Raw genomic sequence first — 14,014 nt, 5'->3', positions numbered from 1 at the left:
AGTGTTCATATTTTGGTAAAATTAAACCTCTGCTATGCAGAGGCTTAATTTAGTTATCCAATAACTTCTTAACTATTTCATTTGCCTTTTGCGGGTTCGCTTTACCTTTAGTTTCTTTCATTACCTGCCCAACAAAGAACCCAAAAAGTTTTGTCTTACCATTTTTATATTGTTGATATTGCTTTTGATTATTTTCAATAATTTTTCTTACTATTTCTTCAATCACAGAATCATCATCAATTTGTTCTAACCCTTTTTCTTTAACAATTTCTGATGGCATTTTACCATTTTCAAACATATCTATAAAAATATCCTTTGCTATCTTAGTTGATATTTTTCCAGAATTAATTAATTCTTCTAATTCTTTGTAATGCTCTGCTTTAATTTTTACATCTTTTAATTCTATATTATTTTTATTCATTTCTCTCATTAAATCTGTGAGAATTAAATTACTTACAAATTGTGGATTTTTAACATTTTTTACTGCCTCTTCAAAATAATTCGCCAATTCTTTATCAGAAGCTAATATTTCAGCATCATATTCTTTAATACCATATTGTTTAACAAATCTTTGAGCTTTTTCATCTATCATTTCTGGCATAGTCTTTCTAATCTCTTCAATTTTTTCTTGAGTAACTATAACAGGAGGTATATCTGGTTCTGGAAAATACCTGTAATCGGCCTCTTCTTCTTTTGACCTCATAGAAAATGTTGATCTTGTTGAAAAATTCCAGCCTCTTGTTTCTTTTGGAACATTTTCTCCTTTTTCCATTGCTTCTATTATTCTATTTCTTTCATATTCAAGAGCTTTTTCCACAAATTTAAAAGAATTAATATTTTTAATTTCTACCCTATTACTGCTAATATTTCTTTCTGTATCGGTAATGGAAATATTAGCATCACATCTTAATGCTCCCTTTTCCATATCCCCAGAAGAAATATCCGCATATCTTAGAATATTCCTCAATTTTTCCATAAATTTTCTAGCTTCTTCAGGTGATTCTATATCTGGTTCTGTAACTATCTCCGCTAATGGTATTCCACTTCTGTTATAATCAACAAAACTGTATGAAGCATTTTCTAAATCTTCTCCTTCATGAAACATTTTCCCGGAATCCTCTTCAAGATGAATTCTATTAATTCTTATCTTTTTTCCATCAATTTCAATATATCCATTGCTGGCTAACGGATAAAAGTATTGTGTAATTTGATATCCTTTTGGTAAATCTGGATAAAAATAATTTTTCCTATCAAATCTTGAATATTCATTTATTTTTGCATTTAGTGCAATTGCTGCTTTAATACCTAAATTTAATGCTTCTTCATTAAAAACTGGTAAAGCTCCAGGTTGTCCTGTACATACAGGACAGATATTTGTATTCGGTTCACTTTCAAAAGCATTTGCAGAACATGAACAAAAAGCTTTAGTTTTTGTTAAAAGTTGAGTGTGTATTTCAAGTCCTATTGTAGTCTTATATTTCATAATTCACCTCCATAATTTTTGTTATTATTAAGTTTTTCAAAAAGTATAAAAGAAACAAAGAGTGTATGATTTTTATAATACAAAGTGAAGAGCATTATTTTATAATTTTATTTTTTAACAACCTATTATATTAAATCAGGTAACTCTAAAACTCCAAAAATTTCTTCAAATTGTTTTGCAATTCTTAATAATTTAGCATCCTCAAGTGGTTTAGAAATCAAATGAATTCCAAATGGTAAATTATTTATTTTTCCTGAAGGAATGCTAATAGCAGGAGCACCTATCATATTAGCAGGAATTGTAAATAAATCCATCAAATAATATTGTAATGGTGATTTTAACTCACCTATTTTTGGTGGCAATGTTGGAGTTGTTGGAGTTAACACCACATCATATTCTTCAAATACTTTTTCAAAGTCTTTGTATAATAAATTTCTAATTTTTGAAGCTTTAGCAAAATAAGCATCATAATATGCTGAACTTAACGTAAATGCTCCCATAAATATTCTTCTTTTAACCTCTAATCCAAAACCTTCATCTCTTGTTTGCATATAAGTTTCTTTCAATGACTCTTTTTCATCTCTTAATCCATACCTTATACCATCATATCTTGATAAATTAGAACTTGCTTCAGAAGGCGCTATTATATAATAAATTGATACTGTATATTTTAAGTGCGGTATATTTACTTCTTCTATTTCTACACCATTTTTTCTTAATGTTCCTATATTTTCTTTAAATTTATTTAATACCTCTTCATCAATTCCATTTAATTCGAATACTTCCTTTGGAACAGCTACTTTTAGTTTTTCTAATTTATTATTTAATTGAGAAGTTAAATCCCATTTAATATCTAAAGATGTTGAATCTTTTTCATCTTTACCACTCATTGTTTCTCCTACAATCGCAGCATTTTCAACATTATTTGCTAAAACTCCTATTTGATCTAATGATGATGCAAAGGCTGCTACACCATATCTTGAAATTGCACCATATGTGGGTTTATAACCAACAATTCCACAAAAGGAAGCTGGTTGTCTTACCGATCCACCTGTATCTGATCCTAATGCAAATGGAACTATTTTTGCAGCTACAGCTGCAGCAGAACCACCACTAGATCCTCCTGGTATTCTTTCTAAATCCCAGGGGTTTCTTACAGGACCAAATGCAGAATTTTCATTAGAACCTCCCATTGCAAATTCATCAAGATTAGCTTTTCCAACAACAGTAAACCCAGCATTTAATAATTTTTGAACAGCAGTTGCTGTATAAGTTGAATTATAATTTTCTAATATTTTTGATCCACATGTGTTTTTTGTACCTAATACTTGTATATTATCTTTTACCAAAAAAGGTATTGAAAAATATTCTCCTCCTTTATTTCCTTCTACCGTAGTAAATTCTAATACTGCATTAATTTTTTCATTAATTTTTTTTGCTTTCTCAATATCAAATTTAAAATTTTTCATTTGATTCCTCCTCACCATTATGAGATTCTAAATTTCTTAAGTAAATTACAGCTTTTTCTAATTCTGATAATTTGTTTTGAATGATATCCCAAATAATATAAATATCAACACCAAAATATTCATGAATTAAAATATCTCTTAATCCTGCTATTTTCTTCCATTCAATTTTATACAAATCTCTTTTAGAATCTGGAATTTGTTTTACTGCTTCACCTATATTTTCGAGAGCTTTTAATATTGCATAAACTCTCATATCATCTTCTTGCAACTCAAAAACAGAGTTAATACCTTTTATAAATTTTTTTATTTTATTAATTTCTTCTAAAATATCTTCTAAAACAACTATCAATATTCTTTTAGACATAAATAGTCTCCTTTAGAATATACTTTTTTAATCGTGGTTTTATTGCATCAATTGTAACTAAATCAACCTTGATTTCTAAAATTTTTTCAAGGAATTCTTTTAAATTCATATAATTATCAAATGTTCTATAATCTTTTTTTAATGAAACTAAAATATCTACATCACTAAATTCATTTTGTTCTTCCCTAGCAAAAGAACCAAATATTCCTATCTCTTTTATACCATAATTTTCCATTAAAAATTTTTTCTTAGACAAAATAATTTTTTTTATTTCTTTTAATGTTTTCATTTTCTCACCATCTTGTTGTAATGTTTATTCCTCCAACTTTAGGAATTAAATCCAACTTCTTTAAAATTTCTCTTTTATCTTCTGTTAAATATATTCTTGATATTTGTATCAAATTACTTTCCATAAACTTATATGCTGGATATCTTTCGAATACTTCATCAAATCTCAATACATCACCATTATAGTCCAGAATAGATACATCTGTTGATAAAAATTCTTTTGGATGCATTAAAGCAAGTTTATATGGTGTGTCTATTATAAAAAGATTATCAAAATTATCTAAAATATAAGATAATTCCTGCTTGTCTTCTTTAGATATATCTGTTTTTATAACTTTTTCTATATTCTCTTTTAATTGTTTTAATACATTCTCTGCTACACTAACGCTAATTACAGATGGATCCAATCCTGTTGTAGAAAATGGAATTTCAATTAATAATTTCCACAAATCTCTCGATTTTAGCCTTTTTACAAGATTATATGCCTTAGCTACTTTATCTGCCTTTTTCATCAAATCTGGGCTAATATTAAACAATTCATTTTCTTCTTTTCCATATAATTGCTCATATACAATTTCTAATTCGTTTATTATTCTTTGATCTGTTAATGTTGCAAATTTATCTAAATCTTTTACCCTAGACTGCAAATCAAGAATATCATCTGCAAGCCTTAAAATTTCCTGAATCATTTGATCAGCTGCTCTTGATGTTTTATGAAAATATACATTTTTATACATCATAAATCTCGCAAAAAGAACAGTATAAATATTATCAATGATTTTTGCATTATAGCATAACTTTTCTTTACCATCCACATTTTTTATTGACGAATTTCTAATAATCCTATCAAGATCTCCTGTTCCAAAATCTCTCGTCCCTGCATAATATGAATCTCTTAATACAAAATCAAGTCTATCTGCTCCCAATGGCCCTTGAACTATGTTAAATTCGGGGCTTCCACCTGTATTTTCTGTATCAAAAAGATCATTTACCATTTTCATTACATCTTTTAATGCTGTTTTTATTGAATCTTCATCATCGTTTAAATCTCTCTCTACTGTTAATGATAAATCTTTTAGAAAATCCTTTTTCGTCCTAGAATCATTTAATTTATTATATACTTCATATGCTTGATCAATTAATTTGGTATTTAATATCATCTTTCTATACTCATCATGCCCATCATGCAGTCCCATCCTTTTATATATAACATCATCAAATTGATGACTATATGGACCATGACCTATATCGTGTAGCAATCCAGCTAGTCTTAAAATTCTCGTTTTTTTATGGTTGTTTTCAAATAATTTTTTAGCATATAATCCGGAAATATGCATTACTCCAAGAGAATGGCCAAATCTTGTATGAGTAGCACTTGGATAAACATATTCGGCACCTGCTAATTGGCTTAAATATCTTAATCTTTGAACCAATGGTGTATCTGCAATTACTATTTCTAAAGGATAAAGAAAAATTTCAGAATATATTGGATCTCTGGATACCTTAAAATATAATTTTTCCATACTCATTCCCCCTAACTAATTAAATACATTATGTCAAATACTCCAAGCCACACAAATGAAATTAATATCAATATTAAACTAATATATCCTAATATTTTCCACTTTTTATATGATGAATAAGTGTCAGAAATCGGAACTAACCATCCAAACGTGAATCCCGTTATTAATCCTCCAATATGTGCAAAATTATTTATACCAGATGCTGTAAAACCAAGAATTAAATTTATGATAATTACAGGCAACAAAGCTGTTCCAGTCATCGGTCTTACCATAGGTGGTGTATCATCTCGAAACCCTGCACCAAATAATAATCCAACTAATCCAAAAATAGCGCCACTAGCTCCAACAGAAAACGCTTCAGGTGAAAATATCTGAGTCAATAATGCACCACCTATTCCAGATGCTAAATATATTGTTAAAAACTTATATGGCCCGTATACTCTTTCTACAATAGTACCAATATAATATAATGCATACATATTAAAGATAATATGTAAAAAACCACCATGCACAAACATAGAAGTTATAAACCTAAAATATTGATGAGATATTGTAATTAACTTACCATATTGAGCTCCTGCAAAAATTAAAGTATAAGGATTTGTAAAAGCATGAAATCCACCACCAAAAACAAACATCATAACAAAGACTATGATATTTATAGTAAATATTTTTTGAGTAACATTATCAAAATTTAAAAATCGCTTTATATATTCCACAATTTCACCTCTTATTTATTTTATTTCCAAATTTAACGATTTATCTGGAATGATACATAGCTGCAGCGGATGCTCCTAAAATACCTGCATCTTCTACTAAAGAGGATTGCATAATTTTAAATGAATTTCTAAAAGATGGCATTAAATATAAATCGACTTTTTCTTTAATGGGTTTTAATAATGCATCTCCAGCTTTGCTCATTCCCCCACCAACAATTACCATTTCAGGATTAAATATGTGAGCAAAATTTGCAATAGCTTTTGCCAAAGCATCTGTTATTTTATCTACAACCATTTTTGCAACAAAATCATTTTTTTCTAAAGCCATAAAAACATGTTTAGATTCTATTTCATCAATGCTACCTGCTAATTTAACAATCATATTATCTGGAATTTTAATAGAAAATTCTTTAGCCCATCTTGCTGTATTTCTCGCAGATGCAATAGCTTCTATACATCCTCTTGATCCACAACCACATAAAGGTCCATCTGGATCAACAATAACATGCCCTAACTCTGCACCTATTCCGTCTTTTCCTGTTATTAATATACCATGAGAAACTACTCCTCCACCTATTCCAGTACCAAGAGTCAATGCAACAAAATGCTTTAAACCTTGTGCAGAACCAAAATACCATTCACCAAGGGCAAAAGCATTAGCGTCATTTTCTACAAATGTTGGAATTTTTAATTCATCTGATATTGCTTTTGCTAATTCAAAATTATGAAATGGTAAATTCGGAGCATATCTAACAATCCCATGATCTCTATCTATAGACCCCGGAGAACCTATCCCTATTCCTTCAACTCTATCTAGTTTACCTTCTGAAATAATTTTTATTGTTTTTATAATATTTTCTGCAACTTTTTCGGCTCCTAAATTTGCTTCTGTTGGGATAGACACTTTATTTATTATACCTTTATCTTTTGAAACAATACCTGTTTTAATTTCCGTTCCTCCAAGGTCAACTCCTATTAAATACATTATATCTCCCCTTTCTTAATCAATTAATTGTAATTTTATCATATTTATGTAGTATAATAAAGATGAGGTGATTATATGAATATTGGCATTATCGTCGCCGCTGGTAAAGGAAAAAGAACAAATTTAACCTATCCAAAACAATTTTACCAGATTTTGAATAAAAGTTTGTTAAGAATTACATTAGAAAAATATGAATATTCTCAATTAATTGACAAAATTATAGTTGTTGCCAATGAACAATATGTTGATAAAACTAAAAAAGAATGTTATAATATTAACAAATTTGATAATATTGTTATAGGTGGAAATTCCAGACAAGAATCAGTATTTAATGCTTTAAAATACATTTATGATAAATATGGTTTCGATAAAATTTCTACAGTTTCAATCCATGATGCGGCTAGACCTTTTGTTAGCGTTAAAAAAATTGACGAAAGTATAAAAATTGCTCTAGAATGCGGTTCTGCAATTTTAGCTCTACCAGAAAAGAATTCTGTATCACATGCATCAGAAAATATAATAAACAAAATTTTAGATAGAAATGAGATTTATATACATCAAACACCACAAACATTTGATTTTCAAAAATTATATAAAGCTTATACGAATTTTGAAAATGAATTGAAAAACTTTACTGATGATGCAAGTATATTTCATAAAGCGGGTAATTTTGTAAGAATCATTTCTGGAGAAGAATACAATATAAAAATAACCACAGAATTCGACATTAAATTTGCAAAATGGTTAATAAAGGAAGGTAAGATTAATGCTTAAAATAGGCGCACACATGAGTACTTCAAAAGGATTCCATAAGGTTCCATCTGCTACAAAAAATATAGGAGGTAATACTTTTCAAATTTTTTGTCATAGTCCAAGAACATGGAAAGTAAAAGAACCAAAAGAAAGTGATATTATTAAATTTAAAGAAGAAATGAAAAATAATAATATATTATTTGAAGATGTTTTAGTGCATTCTGGTTATTTAATCAATTTAGCTTCACCCAAAGATGAAAATTGGCAAAAATCTATTAATTTAATGAAAGAAGAAATAAAAATAACCTCTTTACTTGGAATAAAATACTTCAATGTTCATCCTGGATCTCACCTTGGTAGTGGAGATGAATTCGGCTTTGATAGAATAGCAAAAGCTTTAGACATTATTCTAAAAGATCTTTCAGATTTAAATATCACTATATTACTTGAAAATGTAGCAAAAAAAGGTGGAAATATTGGATGGAACATGCAACAACTCGGAGAAATTATAAAAAGAAGTAATTTTAAAGAAAAGTTAGGTATTACATATGATACATGTCATGGTTTTGATTCCAATTATGATATTAGAGATAAAGATGATGTTAGAAGATTGTTAGATGAAATAGATAAATATATTGAATTAGATAAATTTAAAATGATTCATTTAAATGATTCAAAATTTCCATTAGGCGCAGGAAAAGATAGACATGAATTTATAGGAAAGGGCGAAATTGGAATAAAAGGATTTGAAACCTTTTTATCCTTTGATGAAATCGTGAAATTACCCATGCATCTTGAAACACCTGGAAATGATTCAGAACATGCTGAAGATATAAAAGTAGTAAAATCTATCTTTAAAAATTTAAATTTATAATTTAATTATTTTTTTAACACCGGAAAGGGGTGGGAGTATGACAGACAACTTTGAAATTTTTGATGTCGAAGAAGAAAAACCGAAGAAAAAGAAGAATTTCTTCAAACGTATTACTTGGTTAGTAATAATATTATTGGTGTTAGGTTATTTTTCCACAAGTATTTATCAAGTTGGTCCATCAGAAATGGGGTTAGTTTTAACATTTGGTGAATACACATCTACCAGTGGCCCTGGTATACATTGGCATTTACCTTATCCATTTCAAACTCATAGAATAGTTGATATTAAAACATTAAAGAAAATTGAAATCGGATTCAGAACAGTGAATTATAGAGGAAAAATAGAATATCAATCAGTTCCAGAAGAGTCATTAATGATTACTGGCGATGAAAACATCGTAAGTCTTGAAGCTGTTGTTCAATATAGAATTTCAGATCCAGTAAAATATGCATTTAGAATATTAAATGGTTTTGAAATGGTAAAATTCGCAACAGAAAGTGTCCTAAGAGAAATGGTCGCAATTAATCCAATTGATAACGTTTTAACTTCAGAAAGAGATAGAATAGCCATGGAAACTGCTGCAAAAGTGCAAAAAATATTAGATTCATATGGTGCTGGAATTAAAGTAGAAAACGTTTATCTACAAGAAGTTGCCCCACCTGATGAAGTAGTTAAGGCTTTTGATGATGTAAATAGTGCAAAACAAGATAAAGAAAAATTTATAAACGAAGCTAACAGATATGCTAATGATGTTATTCCTAAAGCCGAAGGCCAGGCACAAAAAATATTGAGAGATGCCGAAGCATATGCTTATGAAAAAGTAGCTATAGCTACAGGTGAATCTAAAAGATTCTTGGCTATGTTAAAAGAATACAATAACTCTAAAGATATAACAAGAAAGAGAATAATACTTGAAGCTATTCAAGATTTATTAGAAAATTCTAAAGAAAAAATAATTGTAGATAAATCTGACACATTAAAACTGCTTAACTTACCTAATATAGGTGGTGATACCAAATGAAGAAAACAACAAAATTAGTAATTTCAAGTATTATAATTATTATTGTTATATTATTTATAACAACTTCTTTGTTTATTGTTAATCAGGAACAGCAAGCTGTAGTGTTAAGATTTGGTCAAATTAAGAAAGTTGTTACAGAACCAGGAATAAGTTTTAAAACACCATTTATTGATAATGTGGTAAAATTTGAAAAAAGGATAATGTTGTATGATATTGAACCAGAAAGAATAATTACTGCTGATAAAAAAACCGTTATTGTTGATACATACACGATCTGGAGAATTAATGATCCAAAAACATTTATGGAGAGTATGAGATCTGTTCAGTTAGCCTTAACAAGAATTGATGATGTCGTATATTCAAATGTTAGAGATTTAGTTGCAAAATACACATTAGATGAGGTTTTATCTAAAAAAAGAGAAGAGATGTTAACCGAAATAACTAAAAGAAGTAGCGAAAATTTAAAGCAATTTGGCATTGAAATAGTCGATGTTAGAGTTAAAAGAACAGATCTTCCACCAGACATTTCAAAATCAGTATATAACAGAATGATGGCAGAAAGATATTCAATAGCTGCTCAAATAAGAGCCGAAGGACAAAGAGAAGCTGAAATTATTAAAGCCGAAGCAGATAAAAAAGTAAAAATTATTACTTCAGAAGCACAAAAAAATGCTGAAATTATTAGAGGTACAGCAGATGCAAGTGTTATTTCAATTTATGCTGACTCATATGGTAAAAGTCCTGAATTTTTCGAATTAAGAAGAATTGCTGATATTTACAAACAATCATTTAAAGGTGGAATGATGATATTATCTCCTGATTCACCTATATTAAAATATTTATATGAGGGAAAATAAATGAAAAAAGTTTTAATTCCATTGTTGTTCTTATTAATACTTTTGAGTTCTTGTGCTAATTCAAAAAAGAAAATTAATATAATAATTGAAGGTGACGTGGCGTCACCTTCTTTTCCCATTAAAATCCAGGTAAAAAATATAAATAATTATACCCTTAAGTTTTTTGATGAAAATGGCTTGGAAATAAAAACAGAAAACACCGGAGATAATTACTATTTTAAAAATCTAAAAACAGGTAAAAACAAGATATTAATAAATGTATTTTCAGAAAATAAAAAGATTTACGAAAAAGCTGTAAAAATCTTTTTCGATAATGTTGCTCCTAATATTGCATTTTTAAATTATTATATGAAAGATGGAATGCTAAATATCACAGCTTCATCTCCTGCCACCGATTTGAAAAATTTCATATTAAAAACTGATGATAAGCAATACACTTTTAATATCAATCTTAAAATACCCATCTCTAAAAATAGCGGCATTATTGATTACAAATTATATGCAGAAGATAAATATAATAACATTTCAAAAGAAAAAATTATCGAAATTGATACAAATAAAGATGAAAAACCGAAAATTATAAATAATGATTTAAAAATTTCATTATTTGGAGAAACTAATATAAAAGTTTATGATGACTGGACTCCAGAAGAAGATTTAAAAATACTATTAAAAACAGATAAAAAAAGTTATTCTATTATAAATATAGATGAAGTATTGCTAGAAGATACTAAAGAAGGCACATTGATAGTCATAGACAATGGTAACAATATTACACAAAAAAAGATAAACATTTCTGTGGAAAAAAACCTCCCTTCTATTCCATCAGGAAATCCTAGATTAATAGATTATTCCGTAGATACATTTGGTTGGAATTATGAAACCGATGTGGATTCATATGTTGTTGAAACTCCATATAAATACGGATGGAAAACTGAATTAGAAAGCAAGGCAGCTTATGCAAGAATACTAGATGCTAATGTTGCAATGATAAGAAAAAAAAGTAAATATGGAACATTAAGCTATCCATCCCAACCTACAATAAGATTTTCTGGAAATTTTGTTCATTTGGTAAGAAACATACTGGAATCTTCCGAAGATAATTTATATTTACCTCAAATAAATTCAGAATTTCTTATTGGGGGTAAAACGGTTCTTGGAGAAAATAGTGTTGTCATGGTTGAATCAGGAAGCGTATTAAAATTCGTTTCAAACTCTCAATTAGTAATAAAAGGATTATTTTTTATAATGCCAGGACCAGGAAAATCTTTAATTAGTGGAAATGGTGAAATAATTGTAGATGGCGGAATTTTAATAGCCTCAAAAACAATACTTGATAAAGTAAATATAATTGGGAAAAATGCCAAATTAATATATCTTGAGGATTCGGAATTTTTAGAAGGCTCTGACTTATTATCTTCAAATGATTTTAGAATTTGCCTATACAACACTTTGGGTTATAAAAATAATTTGAATTTTCATAATACAGAAGAAATATATATAAAAAATAGTTCTTTTAATAATTTAAACTTTCAAAATGTGAATATATTTGAATCAGAAAAGTCTTCATTTTCCAATATGAACATAGATGGATTAACAAATATTTATTTAAATAATACAACTGTAAAAAGCATTAAACAACATAGTTTTTCGTGGTCAAAAATATTAAATTCATATGTCGATAACTTAGAATTATCCGGTTATTCAAGAAGCGTATTATACAAATCAAATATAACTAATATAAGTACTGATACCAGTGTGGTGATAAAGTGAATTTAGATGAAGTTTTTAGACAATTAAATTTAAAATCACCTAATAAATTTCATTTACCAACACATGGAACAACATTTCTCATTGAAATCTCAAAATTTTTAAAAAATGAAAATAAAATACTTGAATTAGGCTCTGGAATTGGCAGTGTATCGCTTGCATTAGCAAAGATATATGAAAATATTGAGGTTACTGGTTTTGAGCTACAAAAAGAACCATATAATTACTCTATTATAAATTTAAAAGATAATAATCTTCAGAATAGAGTAAAATTCATAAACGATGATATTGAGAATATTTCAAATTATATAGAGAGAGAATCCGTAGATTGTATTGTTACTAACCCACCACATTACTCAGATAAATCATTAAAAAGCCCCTTTGAAGACAGAAAAAAGGCAAGGACATTTGATGAAAAAAATCTGGAAAAATTCTTTAAAGCTGCAAATTATGCATTAAAAAATAAAAAAAGAATGATTTTTGTATATCATCCTACATATTTTATAACATTCCTAAATTTAGCCAGAAAGTATAAATTTATGCTTCAGGAAATGCATATAGCTTATGGTAATAAAAACGGAACCGCCCAACTAATAGGTGGCATTCTTAGAAAAAACGGGGGAGAAAATCTAAAAATATATCCACCAGTATTTCTAAAAAGTAGCGGAGAATAAGGAGGTAATCATGCTTATAACTTTTGAAGGAATAGAGAGTTCGGGAAAATCAACATTATCAAAAAAATTAATGAAATACTTTAAATTAAAGAATTATCCTGTTATTTGGAATAGAGAACCCGGCGGAACAGAATTAGGCGAAAAAATAAGAGAATTACTTTTGGGAAATTATAATATATGCCATGTAAGTGAAGCATTATTATTTGCAGCTAGTAGAGCACAATTAATAGAAGAATTAATTAAACCAAATAAAGAAAAAATTATAATTTTAGATAGATTTGTAGATTCATCAATTGTTTATCAAGGTTATGCAAGAGAATTAGGCTGGAAAGAAGTATATGAAATAAATAAGCACGCGTTAGATGGAATTATGCCAGATTTAACCATTGTAGTTGATATTTCTGTTGAAACGTCTTTTAAAAGAATGGCTAATAAAAATAGGGATAGAATAGAAAGTGAAGGAAAAGAATTTTTTGAAAAAGCTAGAGAAGGTTTTTTGAAATTAAAGGATTGGTTTCCAAAAAGAAATATCGAAATAATCAGTGGTGAATTGAATATAAACGAAGAGTTTGATATTTTATTGAATATTATAAAAAAACATATGGTATAAGAAGAATGGAAAAATATAAATATTAAAATAGTATAAAGTTTTTATAAATAAAAAGAAAACAAATGTCCTGTTTGACTATTTCGGTTCAAAACAGGACATTTTTATTTTATTCCAAAAAGTTGAAAACAAAACGTTTTTAAGGTATAATGATAATATAATACGTTAAAAAACAGGACAAAAATTACGAAAAATGATTTCAAGAAAAAAATTAATAGCCTGGAAACCAGAAGGCCGTTGGTTAATTTATCCTGAAGAAATGAAAAAATAATAATTCAATTTATTAATTTATTCCCATCTAAAAGAGATATTTACACAAAAAAAATACATGCTACCGAAATTGGTAGCATGTAATTTTTTGTGTAAATACCTCTTCTTGGATGGTAATAAATTAATTAAATTGGATTATAATTCTTAAATTATTTTCATATGAATTATCGTCTATATTATAATATGCTTTAATAGTAATTTCTAGAAGTTTTTAATGTGAGTTTTTGAAAACAAACACCTTTTTGCAATTTTCACTGCAAGATTTAACATTATTAAATTAAGAATATATTTTTGGCGTTAGTTTTTAGTATTTGTTTTTATGTATTATTGATTATTTCAGGTTTTTGAATTTAGTTG

At 27.8% G+C, this 14,014-nt stretch carries 14 protein-coding genes; 7 read left to right on the top strand and 7 right to left on the bottom strand.

Going from position 1 to position 14,014, the window contains the following annotated elements:
• Nucleotides 1-49: 49 nt before the first annotated feature.
• The 7 genes from gatB to ACZ5CK_RS00450 form a co-directional block, all read right to left on the bottom strand.
• On the bottom strand, nucleotides 50-1,483 hold the full coding sequence (gene gatB, locus ACZ5CK_RS00480; RefSeq protein WP_464581946.1) for an Asp-tRNA(Asn)/Glu-tRNA(Gln) amidotransferase subunit GatB: 1,434 nt from the start codon (nucleotides 1,481-1,483) through the stop codon (nucleotides 50-52).
• A gap of 125 nt (nucleotides 1,484-1,608) precedes the next feature.
• Nucleotides 1,609-2,952, bottom strand: coding sequence for an Asp-tRNA(Asn)/Glu-tRNA(Gln) amidotransferase subunit GatA (gene gatA / locus ACZ5CK_RS00475; protein ID WP_464581945.1), 1,344 nt, complete (start codon nucleotides 2,950-2,952; stop codon nucleotides 1,609-1,611).
• Complete coding sequence (locus ACZ5CK_RS00470) at nucleotides 2,939-3,316, bottom strand: HepT-like ribonuclease domain-containing protein (protein ID WP_464581944.1); 378 nt, start codon at nucleotides 3,314-3,316, stop codon at nucleotides 2,939-2,941. Before ACZ5CK_RS00470 ends, gatA begins: the two co-directional genes overlap by 14 nt.
• Nucleotides 3,309-3,605, bottom strand: a complete 297-nt coding sequence (locus ACZ5CK_RS00465; protein ID WP_464581943.1) for a nucleotidyltransferase family protein — start codon at nucleotides 3,603-3,605, stop codon at nucleotides 3,309-3,311. Before ACZ5CK_RS00465 ends, ACZ5CK_RS00470 begins: the two co-directional genes overlap by 8 nt.
• 4 nt (nucleotides 3,606-3,609) lie before the next feature.
• Nucleotides 3,610-5,127: an HD domain-containing protein gene (locus ACZ5CK_RS00460; protein ID WP_464581942.1), complete on the bottom strand. Its 1,518-nt coding sequence runs from the start codon at nucleotides 5,125-5,127 to the stop codon at nucleotides 3,610-3,612.
• Nucleotides 5,128-5,138: 11 nt separating this feature from the next.
• Nucleotides 5,139-5,846, bottom strand: a complete 708-nt coding sequence (locus ACZ5CK_RS00455; RefSeq protein WP_464581941.1) for a rhomboid family intramembrane serine protease — start codon at nucleotides 5,844-5,846, stop codon at nucleotides 5,139-5,141.
• Between the two features lie 40 nt (nucleotides 5,847-5,886).
• Nucleotides 5,887-6,831, bottom strand: a complete 945-nt coding sequence (locus tag ACZ5CK_RS00450) for an ROK family protein (protein ID WP_464581940.1) — start codon at nucleotides 6,829-6,831, stop codon at nucleotides 5,887-5,889.
• A 75-nt stretch (nucleotides 6,832-6,906) separates the two neighbouring features.
• On the opposite strand from ACZ5CK_RS00450, the gene ispD reads away from it, so the two are divergent.
• The 7 genes from ispD to tmk are packed head-to-tail and all read left to right on the top strand — an operon-like array spanning nucleotide 6,907 to nucleotide 13,390.
• Nucleotides 6,907-7,605, top strand: a complete 699-nt coding sequence (gene ispD / locus ACZ5CK_RS00445; protein ID WP_464581939.1) for a 2-C-methyl-D-erythritol 4-phosphate cytidylyltransferase — start codon at nucleotides 6,907-6,909, stop codon at nucleotides 7,603-7,605.
• Nucleotides 7,598-8,458 (top strand): deoxyribonuclease IV, encoded by an 861-nt coding sequence (locus tag ACZ5CK_RS00440; RefSeq protein ID WP_464581938.1) that lies wholly within the window; start codon nucleotides 7,598-7,600, stop codon nucleotides 8,456-8,458. Before ispD ends, ACZ5CK_RS00440 begins: the two co-directional genes overlap by 8 nt.
• A gap of 37 nt (nucleotides 8,459-8,495) precedes the next feature.
• Nucleotides 8,496-9,479 (top strand): FtsH protease activity modulator HflK, encoded by a 984-nt coding sequence (gene hflK, locus ACZ5CK_RS00435; RefSeq protein ID WP_464581937.1) that lies wholly within the window; start codon nucleotides 8,496-8,498, stop codon nucleotides 9,477-9,479.
• Nucleotides 9,476-10,336: a protease modulator HflC gene (gene hflC, locus ACZ5CK_RS00430; RefSeq protein WP_464581936.1), complete on the top strand. Its 861-nt coding sequence runs from the start codon at nucleotides 9,476-9,478 to the stop codon at nucleotides 10,334-10,336. The genes hflK and hflC overlap by 4 nt, the downstream gene beginning before the upstream one ends.
• Nucleotides 10,337-12,109: a hypothetical protein gene (locus ACZ5CK_RS00425; RefSeq protein WP_464581935.1), complete on the top strand. Its 1,773-nt coding sequence runs from the start codon at nucleotides 10,337-10,339 to the stop codon at nucleotides 12,107-12,109. It begins immediately after the preceding gene.
• Complete coding sequence (locus ACZ5CK_RS00420; protein ID WP_464581934.1) at nucleotides 12,106-12,780, top strand: tRNA1(Val) (adenine(37)-N6)-methyltransferase; 675 nt, start codon at nucleotides 12,106-12,108, stop codon at nucleotides 12,778-12,780. Before ACZ5CK_RS00425 ends, ACZ5CK_RS00420 begins: the two co-directional genes overlap by 4 nt.
• 10 nt (nucleotides 12,781-12,790) lie before the next feature.
• Nucleotides 12,791-13,390: a dTMP kinase gene (tmk, locus tag ACZ5CK_RS00415; protein WP_464581933.1), complete on the top strand. Its 600-nt coding sequence runs from the start codon at nucleotides 12,791-12,793 to the stop codon at nucleotides 13,388-13,390.
• Nucleotides 13,391-14,014: the final 624 nt, after the last annotated feature.

It is taken from the genome of Marinitoga okinawensis (genome assembly GCF_055387075.1).
This window is presented reverse-complemented; position numbering and strand designations above follow the sequence as displayed.

Excerpts from the sequence above, each read along its gene's own strand:
- gatB (WP_464581946.1), bottom strand. The coding sequence starts at position 1,483 with ATGAAATATAAGACTACAATAGGACTTGAAATACACACTCAACTTTTA.
- gatA (WP_464581945.1), bottom strand. The coding sequence starts at position 2,952 with ATGAAAAATTTTAAATTTGATATTGAGAAAGCAAAAAAAATTAATGAA.
- ACZ5CK_RS00470 (WP_464581944.1), bottom strand. The coding sequence starts at position 3,316 with ATGTCTAAAAGAATATTGATAGTTGTTTTAGAAGATATTTTAGAAGAA.
- ACZ5CK_RS00465 (WP_464581943.1), bottom strand. The coding sequence starts at position 3,605 with ATGAAAACATTAAAAGAAATAAAAAAAATTATTTTGTCTAAGAAAAAA.
- ACZ5CK_RS00460 (WP_464581942.1), bottom strand. The coding sequence starts at position 5,127 with ATGGAAAAATTATATTTTAAGGTATCCAGAGATCCAATATATTCTGAA.
- ACZ5CK_RS00450 (WP_464581940.1), bottom strand. The coding sequence starts at position 6,831 with ATGTATTTAATAGGAGTTGACCTTGGAGGAACGGAAATTAAAACAGGT.
- ispD (WP_464581939.1), top strand. The coding sequence starts at position 6,907 with ATGAATATTGGCATTATCGTCGCCGCTGGTAAAGGAAAAAGAACAAAT.
- ACZ5CK_RS00440 (WP_464581938.1), top strand. The coding sequence starts at position 7,598 with ATGCTTAAAATAGGCGCACACATGAGTACTTCAAAAGGATTCCATAAG.
- hflK (WP_464581937.1), top strand. The coding sequence starts at position 8,496 with ATGACAGACAACTTTGAAATTTTTGATGTCGAAGAAGAAAAACCGAAG.
- hflC (WP_464581936.1), top strand. The coding sequence starts at position 9,476 with ATGAAGAAAACAACAAAATTAGTAATTTCAAGTATTATAATTATTATT.
- ACZ5CK_RS00425 (WP_464581935.1), top strand. The coding sequence starts at position 10,337 with ATGAAAAAAGTTTTAATTCCATTGTTGTTCTTATTAATACTTTTGAGT.
- tmk (WP_464581933.1), top strand. The coding sequence starts at position 12,791 with ATGCTTATAACTTTTGAAGGAATAGAGAGTTCGGGAAAATCAACATTA.